The following is a 24119-nucleotide window of genomic DNA, read 5'->3' on the forward strand; positions in this document are numbered from 1 at the left end:
ATGATGCGAACGAGCGTACTTTTCGCCACCGCACTGGTGCTGACCGCCTGCGGTGGTGGTGGCAGTGAACAGACCGTGGATTACAGCGGTCGCAACAGCGGGCAGGTGTTCTACAGCTACCCGGCGGACCAGCAAACCCAGATATCGGTGCATGCGCCACTGGTGGTGCAGTTTTCCGAGGCGCCGGATCTAACGCTGGCCGACATTACTCTCACCGGCCCGGATGGTGCCGTTGATGTGGACATGAGTGAGGCAGATCAGGGGCGCTCCGTGGTGATCACCCCGCGTCTGCCGCTGGCGTTCAACAGTGACTACACCCTGAGCCTGAATGGTATGGATTTGCAGGGTTTCAGTGATGGCACCCTGAACTTCACCACCGGCTCCGCCGGCACGGGGCCGCAGGACCAGCAGCAGAACGCGGATCAGCTGGTGATTAGCCGGAAAATGCCGTCGGGTGGCGACGACCAGCCCTTCATGGACTTCTCCACCGTTCACCTGCAGTTCTCGCAGCCACTGGATCGCACCACCGTGGATAACACCACGGTCAGCCTTAACGATGCCGGCGGCAATCCGGTGGCTGCCACCCTATTGGTGAGCGGCACACGGTTGACCCTGGACCCGCAGGACGACCTCACACCGGGCAGCGATTACACCCTGGAACTGGACAGCGCCCTGACCAGCAAGACCGGTGTCGCCTACAGCGGAGAAAACAGCTTTACCCTGACCCCGCAAGATTCCACCCCGCGGGAAACCCTGGTGCTGGAAGCCATGGCCGCAGATCCCACCAAGGATTGTGGCGAGGACGGTGTCATGCTGTCGCCGCTCAGTGGCGAGCCGATCAACTGCGTGCCGTTGATCGCCAAGTTGCTGGGTGACACCACGGTATCCAAATTGTCCGGCAACGTGTTTGCGGAACTGGCCTTTGTGCCGGACTTTCCGGACGCCACGCCGCTGCGTATCAGCAAGGGCTCACTGCTCAAGGGTGAGCCCCTTGAGGTGCTGATTGGCGGCCAGTTGCCGGCGGGTTTTGATTCCGGTGATGTCACCGTCAGCTTCCTGTCCGATGCCTCCGGTTATTTGTCGCCGGCCCCGTACAGTGCCGCCCCGGAAGCGCCGCGGCGGGTGCAGCTGACCCTGGATCTGGCCTTCTCCACGGCTGACTCCCGCGCCAATGGTGCCTTCACCCAGACGCTATTGCAGGTCGAGCTGGTGGGGCGTGCCATTGTTGTTGATGGGCGCATGGTGATTGATGCGATCGGGGTGATTGAACCGGAAGTGTTAGGGGTAGAAACCGCCTACGGGGTGTTGAGTTTCCACATGGAATCCTACGCGGACCAGACCACCGCCCCGGAGCCTGAGGTGGATATCACCGGTCCCAGCCTGCAAAGCTGGCAGCCCGGTGATTTCGCCGACCGTTTCCGCCCTGGCGACCCGGTGGTGCTGAACTTCGACGAAACCCCGAACCAGGAGTCCATCGTCCCCGGTTCCACCGTGACGCTTACCGAACAGGGCGCGGATGTACCGTTTCAGTGGCGCCTGGATGGTGCATCACTGGTGCTGACGCCGGACCAACCGCTGGCCTTCGGCAGCGACTATCAGGTGGCGTTCACCGATGGCGTGCAGGACCTGAGTGGTAACCCGGCGAACCCGGAAACTCTTGATTTCACCATGGTGGATGCGACCACCAACAGCCCGCGCACGCCCTACACCACCACGGTGTACCCCGGATATGGCTGCGCCATTGATCCCGGTAGTGAAGACCTGGGCAACGGTATCCAGGGTGAGTGCGCCAGCGCCTATCAGGATCAGGCCGGTGATCTGCTGCCCGTGCCCACCATGCCCGCCAACCGTGCCATCGAAGTGCAGTTCTCACGCAACATGGCGGCCGACAGCATGGTGCTGGGCAGCGCCTGCGGGCAAGGCAGTGTGCGGGTAGAGAAAATCGACACCGCCGGTAATTGCCAGGAAGCGGTGCCCGCTCACCTGAGCATGGATACCCGCAAGTTGACCATTACCCCGCAACAGCCCTGGGAAGAGGGAGTGCTTTACCGGTATGTGCTGGCATCCCATGAGCAGGCGGGTTGCGCCGGTGAGGTGATCTGTTCGCAAGATGACATGCCTCTGCAGACCGCCCAGTTACTGGGGCCGGATGCGGACAAAGGCGGGCCGGATATGGCGATTGCCTTCACTGGCGCCGCGGCCACCGACAATGTGTTGTTGCCGCTGCGCAACCTGCCCAAGGCGGATGTGAATGCTAACTTCCTGCTCGACGACAGCGAAACCAAGGCCCGGGAAGAGCCACCGGGCAGCGGCCAGTATCCCACCCCGACCAATGCCGCCAAGCTGGCGGTGCTGGACACCGGCGGCATCGCCACTGAGGCAAACATTGGCTGCAATATCAACGAAACCTGCCCGGCAGATAAATTCACCTATCTCAATGGCGGTATCAACGCGGATATTGTGGGCTGGAACGAAGCTGAACAGGCGGTGGAGGTGACGCTGTATCCGCCGGTGTTGATGACAACCAACACCGACGTCTACGCACAGATTGCCGGTCTGGTCAGCCCGAACGTGCCCACCGAGCCGTTGGTCATGCGTGCCCGTTATGCCGACGATGGCAGTGGCAACCGGACGCAGCCGCTAACCGGCTGGATCCGCTACGACGCGGCAGAAGACCAGTTGATGTTCGACACCACGCTGGATTTGTTGCTCGATGCGCCGGAAATGGAAGCGCCGCTGGGGCTGCCGTTCAATCTGCACAGTTACCCGCTGGATGACCTCCAGTTGTCCGGTCCGGTGGATTTCCTCCCCGATGGCCGTCTGGTCATCGGTTTGGTGAGCCTGGCTGCGCAGAATATCGACGTGCGTATTGGCGGGGCATTGGCCACCATTGACCTGCAGATCCCGGAGGGTGGGGTGAACCTTACCTTCCAGAGCGGGTCCATCAAGAAACCGCAGTAACGCCACCGTCCCTGACGGTGATGCTCAAGCCGGCCTGCGGGCCGGCTTTTTTGTGGTTCATCGCGGATTAGAATGAGTAACACGCTTCTGGCCGCTTGATGGGTTTATCGCGAATACCCCGCACCTTGCCAACCGCCCGACGCCGGATGCCCGACGGAACACCCCATAGCCTGAATGGTTGTCGCTATTCGGCACCTCTTTTGAGGGATGCCAAGGTTTTCAGGTTTTGCATGCAAGCGTCTGTCGTCGGGCATCCGGCGTCCAGCGGTTGTCAGGGCCGGGCAAAGAGATAACCCCTGAAATCCGCTTATCACTCAATTTCGCGATGAACCTTTTTGTGGATACGGATTCCCGGCCCAGCCTATGCCGCCCGGCCCCGTGTCGATATAATTCCCCACTCACTCGTTCCATGGTGCTTTTTATGGCTCACCGCACAGCTTTATACGACGCCCATCTCGCTGCTGGCGGCAAGATGGTGGACTTCGGCGGCTGGGATATGCCGATCAATTATGGCTCCCAGATCGAAGAGCATCACGCCGTGCGTCAAAATGCCGGCGTGTTCGATGTCTCCCACATGACCGTGGTGGATATTGCTGGCGCCGGTGCCCGTGATTACCTGCGCCAGCTGCTGGCCAACGACGTGGACCGCATTGATCCGGGCCGCGCCCTGTACACCGGCATGCTTAACGACAATGGCGGCGTGATCGACGACCTTATCGTCTATAAACAGGACAATGGCTACCGACTGGTGGTAAATTGCGCGACCCGTGAGACCGACCTGGACTGGATGGAAAAGCAGGCCGGCGGTTTTGCCGTGGATATCCACGAGCGCCCGGAACTGGCCATGCTGGCGATTCAGGGGCCGAAGGCCCGTGAAATCCTTGCGGAGCTGCTCAGCGGCGCCCGTGCCGAGGCGGTCAGCAGCCTGAAAATTTTTGCCTTCGCGCAGGACGGTGACTGGATGATCGCCCGCACCGGCTACACCGGCGAAGACGGCGTGGAAATCATGCTGCCCAACGCGGATGCGGTGACCCTGTGGGGCCAGTTGCTGGCCGCTGGCGTTGCCCCCATCGGCCTGGGTGCCCGTGACACCCTGCGCCTGGAAGCAGGGCTGAACCTGTACGGCAACGATATGGACAACACCATTACGCCGTGGGAAGCCAACATGGGCTGGACGGTGATGCTCAATGACCGGGAATTCATCGGTCGCCAGCCACTGCTCAACCAGCAGAAAAACGGCCATGGCGAACAGGTGGGCCTGATTCTGGAAGGCAAGGGCGTGTTGCGCGCCCACCAGAAAGTCTTGCTGGCCAATGGCGAAGAAGGGGAAATCACCAGCGGTACCTTCTCGCCCACACTGGGGAAATCCATCGCCCTGGCGCGGTTGCCCGCTGGCGCCACCGGCAAGGTCGATGTGGAAATCCGCAACAAGCGCCAGGTTGCACAGGTGGTCAAGCCGCCGTTCGTGCGTAATGGCGAGGTAGTTTATAAAGAGCTGTAGCATTCGCGATGCAAGCATCGCTTCCCACGGCATCTGAACTGGACTGGGGTTTGTGGGAAGTCATGCTTGCATGACGAAGAAATTGGCACCCAGGCATGGCTTCAACGACAAGCCTGCAGAACATACAGATTTCGGCGTCATGCGTGCAGCATGCCGCGTGAAGCGTTAAACCAAGGAGACAACAATGAGCGAGATTCCAGCCGAGCTGCGTTATGCCGCCAGCCACGAATGGGCCAAGGTAGAAGGCGGTGTTGCCACCGTCGGTATCAGTGACCACGCTCAGGATGCCATGGGCGATCTGGTCTATGTGGAACTGCCGGAAGTGGGCCAGGTGGTGGCCGCCGGTGATGAAACCGGTGTGGTGGAATCCGTGAAAGCGGCCTCCGACATCTACAGCCCGGTGTCCGGTGAAATCGTTGAAATCAACGAAGCACTGGAAGATGAGCCGGAGTTGGTCAACAACGTTCCCTATGAAGGCGGCTGGTTGTTCAAAGTGCAGCTGACCGACGAAGGAGAGCTGGACAACCTGCTCACCGCCGACCAGTACCAGGCGCAGATCGATAGCGAATAACGGCGTAGCCGTTTTCGCAGCCGGATGCCAGACGCCGGACGCACGACGCTTTGGGTTTTAGCGTCAGGCGTTCGGCGTCAAGCGTCAGGCCGGCGTCAGAATGCCGTGGCCTGACAGCCAACACCAACACCATCAGGTAGCCCCCCATGCCCTATATCCCCCATACCCCCGATGACGTTCGCGCCATGCTCGACGCCATTGGCGCCGACAGCATCGAAGATTTGTTCGATGAGATTCCTGCGCACCTGAAAGCCGCTGGCAAGCTCGATGCTTTGCCAGAAGGCCTGAGCGAAATGGAAGTGAACCGGCTGATGAGCGACCGTGCTGCCCAGGATGCCGGCGCGGTCAGTTTCATCGGTGCCGGTGCTTACCAGCACCACGTGCCGGCGGCGGTATGGGAAATTGCCACTCGGGGTGAGTTCTACACGGCTTACACCCCGTACCAGGCGGAGGCCAGCCAGGGTACCCTGCAGGTGATCTACGAATTCCAGACCCTGATGACTCGCCTCACCGGCATGGACGTGAGCAATGCCTCCGTCTACGACGGTGCTTCCGGTCTGGCCGAAGCGGTGCTGATGAGCCTGCGTGCCAATCGCAAGAGCAAGTCCCGCAAGGTGCTGGTGCCCACTGCCTTGAACCCGCGCTACACCAGCGCCACCCAGGCCATTGTGGAGAATCAGGACGTGGCGCTGCAAAGGGTCGGGTTTGATGCCGCTACCGGGCAGACCCCGCTGGATGCCCTGAAAGACTTTGAAGGCGAAGACTATGCGGCGCTGGTGATCAGCCAGCCCAACTTCTTCGGTTCACTGGAAGAAGTGGATGCGCTCACCGACTGGGCCCATGCCAACAAGATGCTGGTCATCGGTGTGGTGAACCCCACCTCTTTGGCCCTGCTGACGCCTCCCGGTGAATGGGGCACAGAAGGTGCGGATATCGTTGTGGGTGAAGGGCAGCCGCTGGGTGTGCCGTTGTCCTCCGGTGGTCCGTACTTCGGCTTCATGTGCTGCAAGCAAAAACACGTTCGGCAAATGCCGGGCCGGATCATCGGCCGCACCGTGGATATGGAAGGCAAGCAGGGTTTCACCCTGACATTGCAGGCCCGCGAACAACATATTCGCCGCTCCAAGGCCACCAGTAACATCTGTACCAACCAGGGCCTGGCCATGACGGCGGCGACCATTTATACCTCCCTGCTTGGGCCGGACGGCCTCGGCAATGTGGCGGCCCATTGCCATGCCAACACCCAGGCGCTGGCCGACAAGCTCACCGCCATCGACGGTGTAGAGCGTGCCTTCACCGCGCCCACCTTCCACGAAGTGGTGCTGACCCTGCCGAAACCGGCGGATCAGGTGCTGGCGGCCCTGGCCGAGAAAGACGTGCTGGGCGGTGTGAGCCTGGCCGGCGACTATGACATGAACAATGCGATCCTGGTGAACGCCACCGAGGTCCATTCCGAGCAGGATTTGCAGCTGTTCGAACAAGCCCTGAAGAGTGTCCTCAACGAGTGGAGGGAAATGGCATGAGCGAGACACAACTGATTTTCCAACTGTCTCACCCGGGCCGTAGCGCCACCTCCCAGGCGCCCAAGGCGCTGGCGGAGGACAAGCTGTCCGCCATTCCTGCGCACCTGCGTCGCAAGGAAAAGCCGGGCCTGCCGGAAGTGTCTGAAATGCAGGTGGTGCGCCACTACACCAACCTGTCCAGCAAGAACTTCGCCATCGACAAGCAGTTCTATCCGCTGGGTTCGTGCACCATGAAGTACAACCCCCGTGGTGCCAACCGGGCCGCCATGCTGCCGGGCTTTCTCAATCGTCACCCGCTGGCGCCGGAAAGCCACAGCCAGGGTTTCCTTAGCTGCATGTTCGAACTGCAAAACTTCCTGAAAGAAGTCACCGGCATGAAAGGCGTCTCCCTCGCCCCCATGGCCGGTGCCCAGGGTGAGTTTGCCGGCGTGGCCATGATCCGTGCCTACCACGATGCCCGTGGCGACGATCAGCGTACTGAAATCCTGATCCCCAACGCCGCCCACGGCACCAACCCGGCCACTGCCGTTATGTGTGGCTACAAGGTCCGTGAAGTGCCGGTCGGCCCGGATGGCGACGTGGACCTGGACGCCCTGAAAGAAGCCTGCGGCCCACAGACCGCCGGCCTGATGATGACCAATCCGTCCACCTGTGGCGTGTTCGAACGGCAGATTGAAGATATCGCCAAAGCCGTCCACGAAGCCGGCGGGCTGCTCTATTACGATGGCGCCAACCTGAACGCCATCCTCGGTAAAGTTCGCCCCGGTGACATGGGCTTCGACGTTATTCACATGAACCTGCACAAGACCTTCGCCACCCCACACGGCGGCGGCGGTCCCGGTGCCGGCCCGGTGGGTGTGTCCGAGCGTTTGTTGCCTTACTTGCCCACACCCATGGCTGGCCAGCGGGACGACGGCAGCTACCACTGGATCGATACCGATACTCTGGATACCAGTATTGGTCACCTCAGTGCCTTCATGGGCAATGCCGGTGTGCTGCTGCGCGCCTATTTCTACGCTCGCTCCCTGGGCCGCGAAGGCATGATCCGCGTGGGCGAATTCTCCACCCTGGCGGCCAACTACCTGCTCAAGCGTCTGGAGGCCGTAGGCTGCACCGCCGCTTACCCGGATCGCCGCGCCAGCCACGAGTTCATCCTCACCTTTGCCAAAGAAGCGAAAGAGCTGGGTGTCACCGCCATGGATATCGCCAAGCGCCTGCTGGACTACAACCAGCACGCGCCCACCACCTACTTCCCGCTGCTGGTGCCGGAGTGCTTCCTCATCGAGCCCACCGAAACCGAAAGCAAGGAAGCCCTGGACGAGTTCGTGGACGCCATGGCCGCCATCCTGGAAGAAGCGCGAACCGAACCGGACATGGTGAAAGAAGCGCCCTTCACCCAACCGGTCCGTCGCCTGGATGATGTGAAGGCGGCCCGCGAGCTGGATCTGACCTGGAGCGAATAAGAGACGCAGCACGCAACAGGCTTCGTGCAACACGCATGAAGTGATTAAAACCCGGCGAAAGCCGGGTTTTTTTATGCCGCTTCGCGGCTGCAACACGCTTTACGCAACATGCAGCACGCAAAGATCAAAAGCGGATTTACCACAGAGGGCTCAGAGTTCACGGAGGGTGGATTTCGGAGTATTGCTGTTCTCGCTGTAGGAGCCCCGCTGGAGGGGCGAACAAAACCCAGGATCAAAGACCCTTCGTTCGGCAAGCTGAATCTCCCACCTGGCATCGATTTCACTCAGGGTGGAGTAAAGCGCTGGAGTGGCACATTCCTTCAAACCCGCAATGAAGATTTTATTTTTTTAGGGCAAGAACCGTCGGAGGTCAGACCCAGTCCGCCCGCCTAACCCCGATCCAGTGGGCTGATCACGCCCAGGCCTCCTCGATTCATCACATGCAGATAGCGCTCGGTGGTGGACACGTCGCTGTGGCCCAGTAGCTCTTGGACGGTGCGTATGTCGTAACCCTTTTCCAGCAAGTGAGTGGCGAACGAATGGCGGAAGGTGTGGGGGCCACAGAGTTTGGTGATCTCTGCTTCAGCGGCTGCCTGCTTTACATGCTTGCGAACATTGTCCTGATGATAGTGATGGCGGCGGATAATGCCGGTTTCAGGATCTCTGGCGGGCTCTTTGGAGGGGAAGATAAATTGCCAGATTCGTTGCGAGCCTGCCCCTGAATATTTTCGGCTCAATGCATGCGGCATCCAGGCAGGGCCAACGCCATTTTTTCGGTCCATCTCATAAAGGTTGGATGCAATTGCGATTTGCTGGCGCAGACGCTCCTCACAAGACTTGGGGAGCAGTGTTCTCCTGTCCTTGTCGCCTTTACCTTGATGCACAGTAATGATCATCCGATCAAAATCGAGATCCTTGATACGAATGCGAAGTGCTTCTGACACCCTTAGTCCTGCGCCATAAAGCAGTTCACAGATAAGTTGAGACGGTTCAGAGAGCAAGGCGATCACCGCCTGAGCTTCCTGCTCAGAAAAAACAGCAGGAATTCGAGGTTTACGCTTGGATTGGCGAAAATTCAATTCACCATAATCCTGCTGCAAAAATCGACGATAGAAACAATTCAAAGCATTCAGAACAATTTTCTGAGTTGAGGGGCTGCAATGCCGCTGGACAGACATATAGGACAGGAATGCCTGTATTTCCTTGGCCCCCATGGTAGAAGGATGGCGCAGTTGATTATAGCGGATGTATCGAACCACCCAGAGTACATAGGTCTGTTCTGTACGATAGCTGTACTGGTTTTGCCTGAGCCAAAACCGGAACTGGTCCATCAGCTTTACTGGCTTTGCAGGAAGAGGGTGAGGGATGTCATCCATGACAACTCCTTACTGTTCAAAATGACAGTATAGTGCAGTTGCCCTGCCCTTTTTCAACGGAAGCAGCGTTTATTTCGAAATCATGATGCTTGCCTCATGGCTATCTTGTTGATGTATATGGGGAAAATAAAAAAAGGACTTGGCTGTCGGAGTGCAGAGTTATGAGGAACGTTCCGCATAACTCCGTGTAGGAGATTGGCTATAGCATCTTAACCTATTGTTATGGCAGGATTTTCCTCGGGACGACGCTCCTTGGTTTCAGAGTTATGAGGAGCCGAGTTATGCGGAACGTTCTAACTAATACGCTGTTATGTGTACGAAGGCTAGGTGTGGCTTTATGAAGTGGTTTTCGTTTGGGTTGGGAGTTCTTTGCATTATTTATGCCGGGCTCTATTTTCTAGGCCTTCTTCCAGTTGATTTCTGGCAGTCAACTATTGATCTGGTCATAGGTCGTGAGCCAGATGCATATTATCAAATTGTGCCAACGGAGACGGCTGGATATGAGGGGCTATTGGCTCTTTCGCTCGGGGTGGTTTTTCTCGCTTTATCAAGGTGGCCACTGAAAAGAGGCCAAGATAATGGGTGATTATTGGGCAAGCTATTCACATAACAAGCCGCGGCAGGCGGATCAAATATCCGCTCGTTCCTCGCTACAATTTGCCCGCTGCGCGGGGCGTTAGGTGTCTATGATGAATCAACTGGATTGTGGCGAGCCGCTTTCACAAGTGTGTTTTGTTCATGACTATATTCAGCTTCATTTTCAAGAGCAGCGGGTAACCGTTTTTAATACTCCTAAGCTTAGCCTGCCTTCAGGGGCCACTATTGATCAAGCTGACGTGGGGTTTTGCGATAAATTGGTGTCCCAGATTGGCCAGTCAATTCAAGAGGCCGGGCTCTTTGAGGGACTGCACTTCATTATTCGGTTTGGGTCGGGTGTGGAATTTATTGTTCCATTAACCAGTGAGGCTGCCAATAGCCCCGAGGCGCTTGAGCTACCTGGAGCGTACATTGTATTCAACACCTAACAATGCCATGCATGCGACAAGCGCATGATGGCCGGCGTTAAGTGCTTATAGGAAATAGTCAATGCAATTATCATTAAGTGAGCATGATTTCAAAGCTGTTCAGGGATATAAAGATAAAATCCCCGAGTGTATCTGCCTTTTGAAAAGGCAAACTATTAATACCAACCGGGCTGTTTGTGTTGTTCAGCTGCCAGAGATTCCAAGTGATATTAATTCTTACATAAGCAGTTTAAGAACCAGAGTTGCTTTTAAGGTAGGTTTCTTTCCTTTGCTGTGGGACTTAGGCGTTCAGGTAGTAATACTTTGTCCCGGCATTACCAAAGAAAACTTATCTCCTAAAGATTATGTCGCCAAAGTAGATAACCAATGGGCAATTGTACAAAGTGTTTTCTTTGTCGACCCCAAGAAGGGTGAATTTGTCGAAGGAAGAACATGGGGCCAGTTTCTTACGGGAAAATTCCAAGATTCTATTTCAAAAGAATTGCAGGTCAATTGTGCCAATGTCAGCACTTAACAAGGCAATGTTGCATCGCTGCTACGCAGCTGGACTCGCTAACGCTCGCTGATCTGTAACCACTTTTGTGGACAGAGTTTTCTGTTCATAAGAGAGGTGTAGTGTGGGACACACAAGAAAGAGAAATTACGACCGTTATACCCTGGCTTATAAACTCCAAGCCGTTAAATTAGCTAATCACCCTGACGTTAGGTCCAAGGATGTGGCAGAGTCTCTGGGTATCCACCCGGTCATGCTTTATCGCTGGCAGATGGAGCACCGGCGAGGGGAGCTCAGGGAGAACAAGCACATGAAATCGTCATCGCCACCCCCGAAACGTCGTGCCAGCAGAGCGGATCCTGCGAAGGAAGCAGAGGAGAAGCTCGCGGCAGCTGAAAAGCGCATCAAAAAGCTCGAGCGAGAGCTTGAAAACCGAAACGATGAGATCGATTTACTAAAAAAGGCCGAGCGGTTCTTCCAGCGGAAAAAGTAAGGCTCTATGAGCTGGTTGAGAAGAACCGCCAAGGTCGGAATGTGCGTCGTTTATGTCAGCTTCTTGGCGTGTCGAGGAGTGGCTATTATGCCTGGCGTTCACGGTCTGAGAGTGAGCGAAGTCAGTATGACGGAAGGCTGAAAGAGGCCATGGTCGAGCTGCATCAGGGATTTCGGCGAGCCTATGGCGCTAGACGACTTCACCAGCAACTCCGCAAAAATGGCTTCACCTGCAGTGTCCGTCGGGTATCGCGGTTGATGAAAGAAGCCGGAATTCATGCTTCCAGCAAAGGATTGTACGTCTGGAATCCCGGAAGGCATGAGTTCTACAGTTCAGCAGGGAATGTGCTGGGGGCGGAGGAATCTGCTGACAGTGAGGGCAAGCACTGGGCCGGAGACTTTACCTATATCCGAACGGGCTCGGGTTGGCTTTATCACGCGGTAGTCGTGGATCTATATAGCCGCAGGGTTGTGGGTTGGTCATTCAGCCGTAAGCGAAACAGCGAGCTGACCAAGAGTGCGTTAAGAATGGCGCTGTCACGTGAGCAGCCTCGCTTGGGTTGTGTTTTTCACTCGGATCAGGGCATTGAATATGCCGCTCATGCATATCGAGATCTGGTGGCTGCTGCGGGATTGCGCAGGAGTATGAGCCGAAAGACAACGCCCCTGGATAATGCGATGGTGGAGTCGTTCTTCCATACACTAAAGACGGAATTGGTTCATCTGCGTAAGTTTGAGAATGATATTGAAGCGGTTGCCGGGATTGTTGAGTTTATCGAATTCTATAATCGCGAGCGGCTTCACTCTGGGATTGGGTACCAAAGTCCGGCAAGCTATGTGCGGGCGTGTGCCTGAAAGTGTCCACGAAAGTGGTAGCAGATCACGCCGCTGCTCGCAGCGTTAAGTTGCAAGGAAAGTAATGCAGTTCCCTTTTGAGCTTACAAAATCAGAAGCTGCCGTATCAGATGATTTATCTGAGCTACCGCTTGATTCGAGATATATTGCCTGTTTTGGCAAGTCCAAAAATATAGCGGCCTTAGAGAAATTCTCTGCGCTGAAGTGTCTCTGGCTTTCTGGGGTCAATGAAAAGCAAGCAGCTCTTGTACCAAAGATGGATAGAGTCGAGATCTTAATCATTCATGACCTTCGTACGCCAACGCTTTCAATACTGAGTAACTTTCCGGACCTCCGAACGCTTCTAATCTGGGGGAATACTAAGGCGAGCAAGCTGACGGAATTATCTGCTCTGAAATCACTTCGTGTTCTGGGGTTAGAGCACTTTCCTAAGGTCAGAAGCATAGATGAGATAGCATCGCTTGAGGGTCTGGAAATGCTCTGCTTGACCGGGAGTATGGATACAGCTTTAAAGCTGGATACGCTTTCACCGCTTGGTAACTTGAAACACCTCGAATTACTGCATATCACCAATTTGAAAGTTGCAGATGAAAGTCTCGCTTTCGTAGAACATCTGCGCAGTCTCAAGGAGCTACAGGTATCAAACCAATTTCCAACGGAAGAATATGCAGCTTTAAAAGCCAAATGTGGTGACGTTAAATGTACCCATTTTGCCCCCTATATCTACAGTGGACTAAAGTGCAGCAACTGCGGCTCTGGTCAGGCAATGGTCATAGGTAAACGCAAGCCGTTTGTATGCCCGGATTGTAACCCCAAAAAACTGGAAAAATACCAGTCCCAATTCGAGAATATGGTGGAAAATGCAACTTAACCAGGGGCTGCAGCGGACCGCTTTTCCGGCGCGGCGCGCCTCCAAATCGGCCGCTGAGCCCAGGCGTTATGTGTGCTCGGGCTAGGTGCAGGCTGATGAAGTGGTTTTCTTTTGGGTTGGGAGTTCTATGCATTATTTATGCAGCCCTCCATTTTTTAGGCCTTCTTCCGGTTGGCTTTTGGCAGTCAGCCGTTGATCTCGTCATAGGTCGTGAGCCAGGTGCATACAATCGAATTGTGCCAGCGGAGATGGCTGAAAATGAGGGGCTATTGGCTCTTTTACTCGGGGTGGCTTTGCTCGCTTTATCAAGGGCGCTACTTAAAAGAGATAAAGATAATGGCTAAATACTACGCAGGCAGTTCACATAACAAGCGGCGGCAGGCAGACCAAATTTCCGCTCCTTCGTCGCTCCAATTTGCCTGCTGCGCCGGGCGTTATAGCCTCGGAGACATAAGTGCCTTTTAACTTGTCAGAAGATCAATTAGCCCAAACTGAAAAAGAATTGGGAGCAAAATTGCCGTACGAATATCGTGAAGCAATGAAATTGGATAATGGCGGGGAAGCATCAACAGAAGAGGATGATTGGGAGTTTTACCCCATTAGAGATACCTCTGATAAAAAGAGGCTTTCACGTACTTGCAATCACATAATCAATGAAACTGAGTCATGTAAAGGCTTTGGCAATTTCCCAGAAGGAGCGATAGCAATTGCAAACAACGGTCTAGGCGATCAAATGGTATTCATCAAAGAGTCGGGCCAGTTACTAAACAAAGTGTTTTTGTGGCTTCACGAAACCGGAGAACTGCAAGAGTTAGCGGCAACATTTAATGAAATCGAAAAGCTATAACAAAACGCACCAGCATCGCCCCTTCGGGGCTGGACAGCCTAGACGCGGCTTCGCCGCAGGCTGCCGCTGTGCTCTGCGTTAAATTCCTCACTGACCATGTTGCCAGCCAGACATTAGCGATATATGATTCGTATATATATCGTATATAGAGGGCTTGCTATGGGAATAGTTAAGATTGACGACGAACTACATGGGGAGATTCGCAAGGCGAGCTCAGTTATGGTTCGCTCTATCAATGCTCAGGCTGAGTATTGGATAAAGATTGGCATGCTCGCCGAGGCGAATCCCAGCATGACTTTTTCTGACATCATGCGAGACCAAATGAAGCTGGCCGAAGTAGACCTAAGGAAGGTTGTCGGTGGCTAGCATAAAACTGAAAAGTGCCGAAGAATTGGGTGTAATGCGGGAGTCCGGTCGGCTTCTGGCAAGGGTTTTTGATTACCTTGATGGCCGTATCGAAGTTGGTGTCTCAACGATGGATATCAACGATTTGGCGGAGAGGTTTATCATAGATCAGCTACATGCTCGACCAGCGAGTAAAGGTCAGTATGGGTATCAGTATGTTCTGAATAGCTCTGTAAATCGCGTTGTATGCCATGGTGTTCCTTCAACCACTCAAAAGCTGAAATCAGGTGATATTATCAACGTTGATATAACGTTGGAGCAGGGCGGATTTATAGCTGACTCGAGCAAAATGTACATGATCGGTAACGTGACTCCGATCGCTAGGCGTTTGGTCGATAAGACCTATGAGGCAATGTGGGAGGGGATCCGGATTGTAAAGCCTGGCGCGACCCTTGGTGATGTTGGTCATGCCATTCAGAGTCACGCCCATAAGCATGGCTATTCTGTTGTTCGCGAATATTGTGGGCATGGAATTGGGCGAGAAATGCATGAAGAGCCACAGGTTCTGCACTATGGCCAGCCCGGTAAAGGTTTGGCTCTGAAGGAAGGGATGGTGTTTACAATAGAGCCCATGATTAACCAGGGTAAGGCCAAGGTTAAGTTGAAGAAAGATGGGTGGACCGTTGTCACCAGCGATAAGAAATTATCTGCTCAGTGGGAGCATACGGTCGCCGTTACCTCCGATGGTTACGAGGTTCTGACGCTCAGAGCCGAAGAACGAATTTAACAATCGCAGGCACGTCGACGGCTTTTCCGTTGCGGCTACGCCTTCACTGAAAAGTCGCGCGTGCTGCGGGCGTTATGCCGCCAAGTAAACCCCTGAAAGGAATCACCGGTGTTTAAAGTAAAAGCAACCCAGCATGTGCTGGCAGTCAAGGATCTCGAAGCCACGGAAAACTACTTTCTGGACAAGCTTGGATTCTCGGTGCGTTTTCGTGTGGATGGTTGGTCCTTCCTGAGCCTGGGCAGTTTTCATCTAATGGTAGGCCATTGCCCGGACGAAATGTCTGCCGGTGATACCAATGAACATTCGTATTTCGCCTATGTGAACTGTGAGTCCATCGACGACCTTTACCAGGATTATCAGAAGCGTGGCGCTGATATTTTTCAGGAGATCGCGGATAAGCCATGGGGATTGCGTGAGTTTGGCGTAGCCACACCGGACGGTCACCGGATCATGTTTGGTGAAGATATTGATTCAGACGGGCCGTAAATTAGGCCGATACGACTTACGGGGCTGCACGCCAGGCCCCTCATTCTTCGTTTTAGTGAACACGTCCCCTCCCCGCTAGTTCCCCGGCCATTAATATGCTATCCAGAAGTCATTCAGCAATGAGGATGAACGGATGCATTTTCTCAAGGCAACCTTGATTGGCGGGGTGGCATTTCTTATCCCGGTTGTTGTGCTCATGGTGGTGTTTGGCAAGGCGTTTGAGCTTATGTCGCGCCTGGCGGCGCCGGTGCAGCGCTTTGTGCCACTGGAGTCGATTGGCGGGGTTGCGGTGGCGGACCTGGTGGCCGTTTTGGCGATGGTGCTGGTGTGCTTCCTCGCTGGCCTGTTTGCCATGAGCCGGGTGGCGCGGCGGTTTTACCATCGTCTCGATGGGCTGTTAATGCTGTTGCCCGGTTATGCCTTTATCAAATCCTTTTCCCAGTCCTTGTCGCTGGACGCAAGCGGCGAGGCATTAATGGTGCCGGTGCAGGTGCGTTTTGATGATTATTCGCAACTGTGTTTTGAGGTGGGGCGCGGCGATGACGGCGAGGTGACGATTTATCTGCCTGGTGCGCCGGATCCCTGGTCGGGTTCGCTGATTCGGGTCGCCGCGGATCGTGTTGAACGGCTGACCATCAGTATGCCGCAGGCGGTGAGTTATATTCGTAACCTGGGCCGTGAGCGGGGTGCTGGAAAGGCGAGTTAACGGTCTGTATGGTCATAGAGAACCTGGGGTTTGTGCGGCTACCACTGACCAGTCTGTTTGCCGAATAGGGATGTTTTGTATGGCGAAGAATGCTGTGTTGCGAAATTCAACCATTCTTGTGCCGGTGTTCGTGCCGGCGGTTATCGTTGCGTTATTACTGATTATTGGGACCATCAGTGATCCGAAGCTGGCGGGGGAGGCGTTTTCGGCTGCCCAGTCCTGGATCACCGTTAACTTCGGCTGGTTCTATATGCTGGTGGTGGCACTGTTCTTTATTTTTATCGTCGGCATCAGCCTGACTTCCTGGGGCAACATCAAGTTGGGGCCCGACCATTGTGAAGCGGAGTATTCGTTTCCGGAATGGTTCGCCATGTTGTTTTCGGCGGGTTATGGCATCGCGCTGTTGTTCTTTGGTGTGGCCGAGCCCGTGCTGCATTATGCCGAACCGCCAGTGGGCGCTGCGCAAACGGTGGATGCGGCGAAACAGGCCATGCAGATTGCATTCTTCCACTGGGGCTTTCATATCTGGGCGATTTACGGCCTGGTCGGCCTGGTGATGGCATATTTCGCTTTCCGTCACGGTTTGCCGTTGTCCATGCGTTCGGCGTTTTATCCCCTTATTGGTGAAAAAATTTACGGCCCGATCGGCCATGCCATCGACGTGTTTGCCATTCTCGGCACCATGTTTGGTATTGCGACTACGCTGGGCCTGTCTGCGGCGCAGATTAATGCCGGGCTGAATTACCTGTGGGATGTTCCGGTGGGCAACACGGTGCAGATCAGCGCCATTGTCATTGTTACCGCGCTGGCGACGGTGTCGGTGGTGGCCGGGATGGACAAGGGCGTGAAACGTCTGTCGATTCTGAACATGGTGCTGGCCGTGGTGCTGATGCTGTTTGTGTTTGTGGTTGGCCCGACGGTGCATATTCTGGAAAGCTTTGTGCAGAACACGGGTAGCTACCTGAGCAATATTGTCGAGCGCACTTTCAACCTGCAGGCCTACACCCACAGTGACTGGATCGGCAACTGGACCCTGTTTATTTTCAGCTGGACCATCGCCTGGGCGCCCTTCGTGGGCTTGTTTATTGCGAAAATCAGCCGTGGCCGGACCATTCGCCAGTTTGTGGTCGGGGTGATGCTGGTGCCCAGTATCTTTACCTTCCTGTGGTTCTCGGTGTTTGGCGATACGGCACTGAACGCGATCATGGAACAAGGCTATACCGAGCTGGTCACTCAGGTGCAGGCGGACAAGGCGGTGGCGCTGTTCCAGCTGTTTGATCACTTGCCCTGGTCCACGCTGGTGTCGTTCCTGGCGGTGTGCCTGATTGTGACCTTCTTTGTGACGTCGTCGGATTCCGGCTCGCTTGTTGTGGATTCCCTGGCGTCCGGTGGTGTGCTGGAAACCCCGGCCTGGCAGCGGATTTTCTGGGCGGTACTGGAAGGCGCCATCGCGTCTGTGCTGTTGTTGGCCGGCGGTTTGAGCGCACTGCAAACCATGACCATGGTAAGTGCGTTGCCGTTTGCGATCATCATTCTGCTGGCCGCCGTGGGGATGTGGCGGGCGCTGGTGATCGAGGGGCATCGGGAAACCAGTTTGCAGGCGCACATGGCCCATAGCCGGCATATGACCGGCAGCCAGTGGCGCCATCGCCTCACCGCCATGATCCGTTACCCCACCCGCGAGGAGGTGGAATCCTTTATTCGTGAAACGGCCATGTCCAGCATGAACAAGGTAGTGGAAGAGCTACGCAAGGCCGGTTGGGATGCCACGGTGAATTTCGACGAGCAGTTTATCCGTGCCGAGCTGGTGGTGAACCGCGATGAGCATGTGGGCTTTATCTATGACATCCGCCTGATTACCACGCCGGTGCCGGAATATGCCTACAGTAGCCGCGAGGCCAAGGTGAGCGATGCCCATGAGTATTGCCGCGCCGAGGTGTTCCTGCGTCGTGGTGGCCGTTCCTACGATGTGTTCGGTTACGATGAGGTGGATATCATCCGCGACATGCTCGACCAGTTTGAAAACTACCTGCACTTCCTGAATGTGGCCCCGGGCAAGCTGCCCTGGGAAATGGCGGAGCACGACGATCTGCTGCGCGATCAGCCCGGTGACGACAGTGAAGGCAATGACGGAGAAGACGATGGCAGCGTAAAGCCGGTGTAATGAGGCACTAACCGAAACGCTGTTATCGGCTGGACGCCCCACATGTTGGGGCGTCTTTCGTTTCAGGGCGAAGTCGGATTACGCCTTTAGGCTCTCTGTGCCCTTGGGTAAATCTGACCTGCAAAACCAGACGACTCTCTGGTTTTGTAGGTTGAATTAGCCTGAAAGGCGTAATCCAACATTTAGGGTCGTCAAAACTCGAAGGGTGAGAGTTCAGCGTTTGCGCGCCAGTTTTTCCAGGCTCATCAGGGTATCCAGATAGTTCACGAAGTGTTCCAGATACGCAGGCGACAGCTCGCGCAGGGTTTCGATGGAGCGGGTGACCAGCCGGTGGGAGTTGAGCGGGCCGGCGTCGCTGGGGGTCTGGGTGATGGCATCGTCGATGCGCTGGCGTGCCCGGTGTGCCTGGCGCTGGTGGCGAAGCTGGCGCAGGGCGCTCAGCTCCCGCTGCCTGGGCGGCGGGGGAGGGGCGCTGGCGCCATTATCTGCCAGTACCCGGGTTTCCTGTTGTTTCAGCAAGCCTGCCAGGGTGTTGCCCTCTTCCGGGCTGTCATCCGTTGGTGGGTTGCTATAAGCCTGCTGTAAGGGCGCAAACGGTGACGCTTGTGCCGGCTGGCGCCGCCGTAGCAGGGAACGGAACTGGCCGGGGTTGTCGGTGGGTTCCCCGGCGCGTTGCAGGGTCTCTTTTGCCTGATGCAGCGCATCTTCGTACTCGGCCAGTTGGGCGGCCAGTTTGCCCTGTGTGCCGATGGGGGGCTCAGGCAGGGCAGCCAGCCGCTGGGCCAGGCTGTCTAGGTAATGGAACTGCACAGGCTCGAAATGTTCCGCGCCCTGTTCACGCAGAGCGGTTAGCCGATCCAGCAGGGCGCCGAGTGTGGGCGAGGGCGCGACGTGATCAGGGTGCATCGGCTTCCTCGCTCTGCCTTGGCACCGTGGTCAGCTCCACCCGGCGGTTACGGGCACGGCTGTCGGCGTCGTCGTTGGGGGCCACCGGCTGGTTGTCGCCGAAGGCGGCGGCGAAAACCTGGTCGGCCGGCATGCCCTGTTCGATCAGGGTGCGGGTGACAGTAAGTGCTCGCTGGGCGGACAAGCCCCAGTTATCCGCGTAACGGCCGTTGCCCCGGTTGATGGGCAGGTCGTCGGTGAAGCCGCTGACCATGAGCATGTCGTCATGCTGGCTGAGGAACACCTGTAGCGGTTTGACCAGGTCGCTGAGCAGGGCTTCGCCTTCCGGTTGCAGCTGGTCGGAGTTGAGCTGGAACAGCACGCTGCCGCTGATGCCGATGCGGCCGTTGTGAAAGGTCACCCGGCCGCTGGCCAACGGGTCGGCCAGCGCTTCTTCCAGTGCCATGCGGCGCTGTTCTTCGGCCAGCCGTTTGGCTTTTTCCTGCTCCAGGGACTGGCTCAGTTCCAGCTGGATGCCGATCACCCACACCAGCAACAGCACCAGAATGCCCACCAGGGCGGCCATCAGATCCGAGAAGATGGCCCAGACCGGCGAGGCCTGGGCATCGCTGTCGTGTAATTCGTCCATCAATTGACCTCGGAAGCCGGGCGCTGGCCATCCTGCGCAGGCGCTTCGCTATGGCGCAGGCTGGTCAGGGCATCGATCACGTCTTTCTGTGAGGCCATGCTCAGCTCGATTACCTCGCGGGCCTGCTCCACGTAATAGCCCAGTTGCTCGTCGGCGCGGGCGGACGATTTCTCCAGCGAGGTTTCCACCTGCTGCAGGTTGTCCAGCAGGGTGTCGTTGGCGCTGCTGAACACCTGCACGGCAGCGGCAAAGGCGTCGCTGAGGCTGGCCACTTCGGCGGCGCTGCCGGTGACGTCGCCGGCCACCTGATTAAGGCGGCTGGCCTGGTCGCTGACCTGCTGCGAGAAGGTGTCGCTGACCTGGCTGAGCGTCTCGCTGGAGGTGCGGATCAGGGTGTCGATGGCGTCGCGTTGGGCGCCGGCGGCGGCTTGCTGGCCAGTGAGTAGGGTGTCCAGCTCGGCCATGATGCGGCGGCGCTCTTCCAGCAGTTCGTTATCCCGCTCGCTGCTATGGGTCATTTCCTCGCGCAGACGGGTGATCACTTCCGCGGCTGCTTTGGGGGTTTCCGAAGCGGTTTCGATAAGGCGAGTCATGGGGGCTTCCAGGGCGGTGCCCAAGCGGCCCAAATGCTCGGTGACGGTGGCCTCCAGCCCGGCCAGGCGTTCGCTGGCGGCGTCCCCGCGGGCCGCTTCCTGGTCGCGCAGGGCATTCAACTGTTCACCCAGCTGGGTGATCAGGCTATCCATGCCGGTTTGCTGGCCGCTGAGCAGCCCGGCGGCGCTGTCGCGGAATTCGCTGTTGTGTTCGTGCAGGGCGCTACGAATCTCGCTGACCAGCGTGGCCACGGTGCGCTGTTGTTCGCCGAGGCCGGTTTGCCAGTGCTGGGCGGCCTGTTCGGTGCTGGCCTGGAATTGTCCGGCGATGGCGGCAAACTGCTTCTCGCTGTGTTCGGCTACGGCCTGTTGGCTGCTCTGTAGCTGTTCAAGCAGGTCCGCGCCGCTGGCCCGGTGGGCTTCCAGTCCGGCGTTCCAGTCTTGTAGTGCCTGACGGGTGGCGGCCTGGAATTCACCGGTGATGCTGGCCAGCTGTTGCTCGCTGGCACTGCCCAGTTGTTGCTGGGTATCGCGGACCTGTTGCAGCAGGGTGTTGCTGTTGTGCTGGAACTGGTCGTGGTGAGCGGCCAGGGAGGTGCTGATGTCGTTGACCAGCCGGGCGCTGGTTTGCTGGTGCTCGGCGAGGCCGGCGCGCCATTGTTCGGCGGCGTTTTCGGTGGTGTCGCGGAAGCGCTCGGTGAGTGTGCCGAGCTGCTGTTCGGTGATGGCGTTGAGCTTTTCGTGGGTGCCCTGAACCTGCTCGCTGAGGCTGGCCAGTGACTGGGCCATGATCGGTTGCACACTTTCCGCCGCCAGGCGGCTGCTGTCGGCGAGGGTGTCACGCAGGGAGTCGCCCACGGAGCGTGCCAGTCCCTGGTATTGCTCCTGGAGTCCGTTGTGGAAGGCTTGTTGATTGCCGGTGAGCTGCTCGCCCATTTGCTCCATGCGCCCGGTGAGGGTCTGCAGGGCGGTGACCAGTTCCGGGAACACCTGTGACTGACTTTGCAGGGCGGCGTAGGCGGCTTCACGTTGATGGTTCAGGGAAAAGCGGTACAGCTGGCCATCCACCGCATCATCGAGCTGGCGGGATACGTCCATGCGATCGCGGCGACACAGGGTGGCGGTGAGCCCCAGCATGGCGGAGGCGGCTACCCCGGCAATGGAGGTGCCGAAGGCCAGGCTCAGGCCGGCGATGGGCGCGGACAGGGCGCTGCGGATGGCGGTCAGTTCGCTGCTGCCGTCCAGGGCGGTGGCGGCGCCTTTCAGGGTCACGATCATGCCCACAAAGGTGCCGAGCAGGCCGAGCATCACCAGCAGGCCGGTGAGGTAAGGGGTCAACACCGGGCCGGGCAGGGCGGCGGGATGGCCGTCGACGCGGCGTTGCACGGCATGGCGCAACGTGCCGGGCAGGTCGGTGAGCCAGCGGGTCAGGGAGTCCCGGCCGGCATCGGGCTCGGGGAGCTGCTGCAGTTGTTGATCCAGCCGGGCGGTGTCGCGGCGATAGCGCAGCAGTTCCAGAAAGCCGAGCCCGTAGACGGCGGCGATCAGCAGGGTAACGGTGAGGGCCACCGGATTGCGCAAAAAGGTGGCGCCAATCCAGATAACGGCCACGGCGCCAAGGGCAAAGGGCAGAGCAAATAAAAAACGTCTCATGGGGTGGTGCTTTCCTTGTGATCAATGTCGGCGAACGTGGAGCCGGTGGTTGCGTCGCAGGACGCGGCGGTGGCTGCGCCCAGCAGGCCCAGAATGGGCTCCTGGCGGGCGTCCAGTTCAGCCAGCAACAGCATTTGAATTTCCTGACAGAACTGCGCTAGCCAGCCGTTGGCGGCCATCCAGTCCTGCGGTGGTGTGTGTTGGCCCTGCTGCCAGAGCGTGCGGTAACGCTTTTCCAGAAAGGCGGGCAGGGCGGTAAAGCAGCGGCGAACGTAGGCCGAGAGGCTGTGCTCGAACACCGCATCCAGCTCGGCCAGCCGTGCCAGCTCGGCACTGTGTGCGGTGAGCTGGCGGCGGGCGCGCAGGCGCAGGTTGGTCAGTGCGGCGATCATTTGCCGCTGGTGGGCCTGGTGGAAGCGTTCGTAGGGGCCAAAGCTGGGGCGCTTGTCTGCCGGGGCGTCGAGATCGACGGTGGGCAGGCTGATCACCGAAGCCGCCTGTTTGCCGGCGAAGCTGTGGCTCAGGTTCTCCAGCAGGGTGTTACGGGTTTTCAGCAGGTCGGCCTGCAGGGTGTCGGTGATATCGTCCCGGGGGGTAAACGGGCCGTTGGGACGGTGCTGGGTGGCGGCATCCAGGGCAATGGTGTCGGACAGGTCAAACAGGCGTCCCAGCCGTTCGGCAAAACAGGGGTGAGAGGACGCGGCGGCTTTCGGGTCCAGGCTGGCGAGCAGCTGTACCAGCCGGCTGCCGGCGGGGCCGGTTTGCGCGGGTGTTTGCGTCCTATGCATACTGTTGTCCATGGCGACTGCAGGTACTGTAAAAACGGGCTTGTCGGTGGCCGCAGCGAGGCGCTGCCTGTGCCGATTGGAATGGATCGGTGGGCCAGCCGCCCATTCTAATCGGGAAAGGCCGGCGATGATAATGCGCTGGTCGGTTGAGAGATGAGTTGCGAAATCCGTCGTAGACTGGGGGCAGGGCGGAGAGAGGTGACGAGCGCCTCTGCCAAAACCGATGAATCGACAAGCAAAGGAGTGTGATATGAAGGCAATGACGACGGCGATGCCTGCCCTGCTGCTGGTAGCGGGACTACTCAGCGGCTGCGAGCCGGACAAGGTGGCAGGTGGTGACCGTGATCGTTTCGGCTGCCTGCCTTCTGCGGGTTATCAGTGGTGCCCGGCTACCGGGGCCTGTGAGCGCCCGTGGGAACTGGCTGAGGCCCGCGGCTTCGACAATACCCAGGCCGGGTTCGAGGCGTTTTGCACCGATTCGGCAACAGACCAGTAAAACGCAGGGTGTCATGAGTGAGTTGAGCGCCATCCGCATGCTGGCGGACTATAACCAATGGATGAACGGGCGCCTCTATGAGGCCACCGCCACCCTGCCTGAGGCCGTGCGCCAGGAAGACCGGGGCGCTTTTTTCGGTTCCATTGAGAACACGCTGAATCATTTGCTGGTGGCGGACACGCTGTGGTTGAAGCGGTTTGCGGTGCATCCTGCGTGTATCGACAGCCTTGCGCCGATCACCCTGCTGCCCACACCGCCGGCGCTGGATGCCCCCGTGCGGGAGACCTTTGCCGAACTGCATTTGCACCGGCTATGGCTGGATCAACAAATAGTGGATTGGTGTGGCGATTTACGTGACGCCGATCTGGATTACCTGCTGTCGTATCGTAACAGCAAGGGTGTTGCGGCGCGGCGACGGTTCGGTAGCTTGCTGACGCATTTTTTCAATCATCAGACTCATCACCGCGGGCAGGTGACCACGTTGCTGTCGCAAGCGGGTGTGGATGTTGGCGTGACGGACTTGCTGGTGCGTATTCCGGATGAGTTGCAGTGAACAAAAAAGCTGACGACGCTAACCCGTAGCGGGTTG

General features: G+C 57.4%; 25 protein-coding genes. 20 read left to right on the forward strand and 5 right to left on the reverse strand.

Annotated features, from left to right (window positions below; all coding sequences use genetic code 11):
- From ADG881_RS11910 to gcvPB, 5 genes are all read left to right on the forward strand, one after another.
- Positions 1–2961 carry an Ig-like domain-containing protein gene (locus tag ADG881_RS11910; protein ID WP_007150101.1) on the forward strand — a complete coding sequence of 987 codons (2961 nt, stop codon included), beginning with the start codon at positions 1–3 and terminating at the stop codon, positions 2959–2961.
- A 421-nt stretch (positions 2962–3382) separates the two neighbouring features.
- A complete protein-coding gene (gcvT, locus tag ADG881_RS11915) occupies positions 3383–4462 on the forward strand; it encodes a glycine cleavage system aminomethyltransferase GcvT (protein ID WP_039926692.1) in 1080 nt (359 codons plus the stop codon).
- Between the two features lie 184 nt (positions 4463–4646).
- Positions 4647–5033: a glycine cleavage system protein GcvH gene (gcvH, locus tag ADG881_RS11920; protein ID WP_007151349.1), complete on the forward strand. Its 387-nt coding sequence runs from the start codon at positions 4647–4649 to the stop codon at positions 5031–5033.
- 146 nt (positions 5034–5179) lie between these two features.
- Positions 5180–6556, forward strand: coding sequence for an aminomethyl-transferring glycine dehydrogenase subunit GcvPA (gene gcvPA, locus ADG881_RS11925; RefSeq protein WP_007151582.1), 1377 nt, complete (start codon positions 5180–5182; stop codon positions 6554–6556).
- Positions 6553–8019, forward strand: a complete 1467-nt coding sequence (gcvPB, locus tag ADG881_RS11930) for an aminomethyl-transferring glycine dehydrogenase subunit GcvPB (RefSeq protein WP_007150901.1) — start codon at positions 6553–6555, stop codon at positions 8017–8019. Before gcvPA ends, gcvPB begins: the two co-directional genes overlap by 4 nt.
- A 389-nt stretch (positions 8020–8408) precedes the next feature.
- Here gcvPB and ADG881_RS11935 read toward each other — a convergent pair whose 3' ends face one another.
- Positions 8409–9395 carry an integron integrase gene (locus tag ADG881_RS11935; protein ID WP_007148552.1) on the reverse strand — a complete coding sequence of 329 codons (987 nt, stop codon included), beginning with the start codon at positions 9393–9395 and terminating at the stop codon, positions 8409–8411.
- Positions 9396–9732: 337 nt separating this feature from the next.
- On the opposite strand from ADG881_RS11935, the gene ADG881_RS17760 reads away from it, so the two are divergent.
- The 13 genes from ADG881_RS17760 to ADG881_RS11995 all read left to right on the forward strand — a co-directional run bounded on the left by ADG881_RS17760 (position 9733) and on the right by ADG881_RS11995 (position 18466).
- Positions 9733–9981 carry a hypothetical protein gene (locus tag ADG881_RS17760; protein ID WP_232211723.1) on the forward strand — a complete coding sequence of 83 codons (249 nt, stop codon included), beginning with the start codon at positions 9733–9735 and terminating at the stop codon, positions 9979–9981.
- Between the two features lie 103 nt (positions 9982–10084).
- A complete protein-coding gene (locus ADG881_RS11940; RefSeq protein WP_039926695.1) occupies positions 10085–10420 on the forward strand; it encodes a hypothetical protein in 336 nt (111 codons plus the stop codon).
- A 61-nt stretch (positions 10421–10481) separates the two neighbouring features.
- The gene (locus ADG881_RS11945) at positions 10482–10934 is read left to right on the forward strand and encodes a hypothetical protein (protein WP_039926697.1); all 453 of its coding nucleotides are present in this window, start codon (positions 10482–10484) and stop codon (positions 10932–10934) included.
- Positions 10935–11037: 103 nt separating this feature from the next.
- Entirely contained in the window at positions 11038–11406 is a 369-nt protein-coding gene (locus ADG881_RS11950) for a transposase (protein WP_232211718.1), read from the forward strand.
- 11 nt (positions 11407–11417) lie between these two features.
- Positions 11418–12260 carry an IS3 family transposase gene (locus tag ADG881_RS11955; RefSeq protein WP_232211766.1) on the forward strand — a complete coding sequence of 281 codons (843 nt, stop codon included), beginning with the start codon at positions 11418–11420 and terminating at the stop codon, positions 12258–12260.
- Between the two features lie 64 nt (positions 12261–12324).
- Positions 12325–13131, forward strand: coding sequence for a hypothetical protein (locus ADG881_RS11960; RefSeq protein ID WP_050760155.1), 807 nt, complete (start codon positions 12325–12327; stop codon positions 13129–13131).
- Positions 13132–13226: 95 nt separating this feature from the next.
- Positions 13227–13475 (forward strand): hypothetical protein, encoded by a 249-nt coding sequence (locus ADG881_RS11965; protein WP_039926699.1) that lies wholly within the window; start codon positions 13227–13229, stop codon positions 13473–13475.
- A 110-nt stretch (positions 13476–13585) separates the two neighbouring features.
- On the forward strand, positions 13586–13978 hold the full coding sequence (locus tag ADG881_RS11970; RefSeq protein ID WP_039926702.1) for an SMI1/KNR4 family protein: 393 nt from the start codon (positions 13586–13588) through the stop codon (positions 13976–13978).
- A gap of 159 nt (positions 13979–14137) precedes the next feature.
- Positions 14138–14344 carry a ParD-like family protein gene (locus tag ADG881_RS11975; protein WP_028303883.1) on the forward strand — a complete coding sequence of 69 codons (207 nt, stop codon included), beginning with the start codon at positions 14138–14140 and terminating at the stop codon, positions 14342–14344.
- Entirely contained in the window at positions 14337–15110 is a 774-nt protein-coding gene (map, locus tag ADG881_RS11980) for a type I methionyl aminopeptidase (protein ID WP_039926704.1), read from the forward strand. The genes ADG881_RS11975 and map overlap by 8 nt, the downstream gene beginning before the upstream one ends.
- A gap of 108 nt (positions 15111–15218) precedes the next feature.
- On the forward strand, positions 15219–15596 hold the full coding sequence (locus tag ADG881_RS11985; RefSeq protein WP_007151050.1) for a VOC family protein: 378 nt from the start codon (positions 15219–15221) through the stop codon (positions 15594–15596).
- 133 nt (positions 15597–15729) lie between these two features.
- Complete coding sequence (locus ADG881_RS11990; RefSeq protein WP_007151388.1) at positions 15730–16302, forward strand: DUF502 domain-containing protein; 573 nt, start codon at positions 15730–15732, stop codon at positions 16300–16302.
- A 79-nt stretch (positions 16303–16381) separates the two neighbouring features.
- Positions 16382–18466 carry a BCCT family transporter gene (locus ADG881_RS11995; protein ID WP_007149994.1) on the forward strand — a complete coding sequence of 695 codons (2085 nt, stop codon included), beginning with the start codon at positions 16382–16384 and terminating at the stop codon, positions 18464–18466.
- 213 nt (positions 18467–18679) lie between these two features.
- Here the strand turns inward: ADG881_RS11995 and ADG881_RS12000 are convergent, their stop codons facing one another.
- The 4 genes from ADG881_RS12000 to ADG881_RS12015 are packed head-to-tail and all read right to left on the reverse strand — an operon-like array spanning position 18680 to position 23034.
- Positions 18680–19372: a DUF2894 domain-containing protein gene (locus ADG881_RS12000; protein ID WP_007151129.1), complete on the reverse strand. Its 693-nt coding sequence runs from the start codon at positions 19370–19372 to the stop codon at positions 18680–18682.
- Positions 19362–20000: an OmpA family protein gene (locus ADG881_RS12005; protein ID WP_007149668.1), complete on the reverse strand. Its 639-nt coding sequence runs from the start codon at positions 19998–20000 to the stop codon at positions 19362–19364. The genes ADG881_RS12000 and ADG881_RS12005 overlap by 11 nt, the downstream gene beginning before the upstream one ends.
- Entirely contained in the window at positions 20000–22246 is a 2247-nt protein-coding gene (locus ADG881_RS12010) for a DUF802 domain-containing protein (protein ID WP_007151481.1), read from the reverse strand. The genes ADG881_RS12005 and ADG881_RS12010 overlap by 1 nt, the downstream gene beginning before the upstream one ends.
- Positions 22243–23034, reverse strand: a complete 792-nt coding sequence (locus tag ADG881_RS12015) for a DUF3348 domain-containing protein (RefSeq protein WP_232211724.1) — start codon at positions 23032–23034, stop codon at positions 22243–22245. Before ADG881_RS12015 ends, ADG881_RS12010 begins: the two co-directional genes overlap by 4 nt.
- Positions 23035–23284: 250 nt before the next feature.
- Between ADG881_RS12015 and ADG881_RS12020 the strand changes: the two genes are divergently transcribed.
- Both ADG881_RS12020 and ADG881_RS12025 read left to right on the forward strand, forming a co-directional pair.
- A complete protein-coding gene (locus ADG881_RS12020) occupies positions 23285–23530 on the forward strand; it encodes a hypothetical protein (protein ID WP_007151595.1) in 246 nt (81 codons plus the stop codon).
- A gap of 13 nt (positions 23531–23543) precedes the next feature.
- Entirely contained in the window at positions 23544–24083 is a 540-nt protein-coding gene (locus tag ADG881_RS12025; RefSeq protein ID WP_007148367.1) for a DinB family protein, read from the forward strand.
- The last annotated feature ends 36 nt before the right edge of the window (positions 24084–24119 follow it).

This window comes from Alcanivorax sp. DG881 (assembly GCF_000155615.1).
In the GTDB taxonomy this organism is placed as follows: Bacteria; Pseudomonadota; Gammaproteobacteria; order Pseudomonadales; family Alcanivoracaceae; genus Alcanivorax.

What these genes read in the sequence shown, in the direction of transcription:
- ADG881_RS11910 (WP_007150101.1), top strand. Translation starts at nt 1, where the DNA reads ATGATGCGAACGAGCGTACTTTTCGCCACCGCACTGGTGCTGACCGCC.
- gcvT (WP_039926692.1), top strand. Translation starts at nt 3,383, where the DNA reads ATGGCTCACCGCACAGCTTTATACGACGCCCATCTCGCTGCTGGCGGC.
- gcvH (WP_007151349.1), top strand. Translation starts at nt 4,647, where the DNA reads ATGAGCGAGATTCCAGCCGAGCTGCGTTATGCCGCCAGCCACGAATGG.
- gcvPA (WP_007151582.1), top strand. Translation starts at nt 5,180, where the DNA reads ATGCCCTATATCCCCCATACCCCCGATGACGTTCGCGCCATGCTCGAC.
- gcvPB (WP_007150901.1), top strand. Translation starts at nt 6,553, where the DNA reads ATGAGCGAGACACAACTGATTTTCCAACTGTCTCACCCGGGCCGTAGC.
- ADG881_RS11935 (WP_007148552.1), bottom strand. Translation starts at nt 9,395, where the DNA reads ATGGATGACATCCCTCACCCTCTTCCTGCAAAGCCAGTAAAGCTGATG.
- ADG881_RS17760 (WP_232211723.1), top strand. Translation starts at nt 9,733, where the DNA reads ATGAAGTGGTTTTCGTTTGGGTTGGGAGTTCTTTGCATTATTTATGCC.
- ADG881_RS11940 (WP_039926695.1), top strand. Translation starts at nt 10,085, where the DNA reads ATGAATCAACTGGATTGTGGCGAGCCGCTTTCACAAGTGTGTTTTGTT.
- ADG881_RS11945 (WP_039926697.1), top strand. Translation starts at nt 10,482, where the DNA reads ATGCAATTATCATTAAGTGAGCATGATTTCAAAGCTGTTCAGGGATAT.
- ADG881_RS11960 (WP_050760155.1), top strand. Translation starts at nt 12,325, where the DNA reads ATGCAGTTCCCTTTTGAGCTTACAAAATCAGAAGCTGCCGTATCAGAT.
- ADG881_RS11965 (WP_039926699.1), top strand. Translation starts at nt 13,227, where the DNA reads ATGAAGTGGTTTTCTTTTGGGTTGGGAGTTCTATGCATTATTTATGCA.
- ADG881_RS11975 (WP_028303883.1), top strand. Translation starts at nt 14,138, where the DNA reads ATGGGAATAGTTAAGATTGACGACGAACTACATGGGGAGATTCGCAAG.
- ADG881_RS11990 (WP_007151388.1), top strand. Translation starts at nt 15,730, where the DNA reads ATGCATTTTCTCAAGGCAACCTTGATTGGCGGGGTGGCATTTCTTATC.
- ADG881_RS11995 (WP_007149994.1), top strand. Translation starts at nt 16,382, where the DNA reads ATGGCGAAGAATGCTGTGTTGCGAAATTCAACCATTCTTGTGCCGGTG.
- ADG881_RS12000 (WP_007151129.1), bottom strand. Translation starts at nt 19,372, where the DNA reads ATGCACCCTGATCACGTCGCGCCCTCGCCCACACTCGGCGCCCTGCTG.
- ADG881_RS12005 (WP_007149668.1), bottom strand. Translation starts at nt 20,000, where the DNA reads ATGGACGAATTACACGACAGCGATGCCCAGGCCTCGCCGGTCTGGGCC.
- ADG881_RS12010 (WP_007151481.1), bottom strand. Translation starts at nt 22,246, where the DNA reads ATGAGACGTTTTTTATTTGCTCTGCCCTTTGCCCTTGGCGCCGTGGCC.
- ADG881_RS12015 (WP_232211724.1), bottom strand. Translation starts at nt 23,034, where the DNA reads ATGCATAGGACGCAAACACCCGCGCAAACCGGCCCCGCCGGCAGCCGG.
- ADG881_RS12020 (WP_007151595.1), top strand. Translation starts at nt 23,285, where the DNA reads ATGAAGGCAATGACGACGGCGATGCCTGCCCTGCTGCTGGTAGCGGGA.
- ADG881_RS12025 (WP_007148367.1), top strand. Translation starts at nt 23,544, where the DNA reads ATGAGTGAGTTGAGCGCCATCCGCATGCTGGCGGACTATAACCAATGG.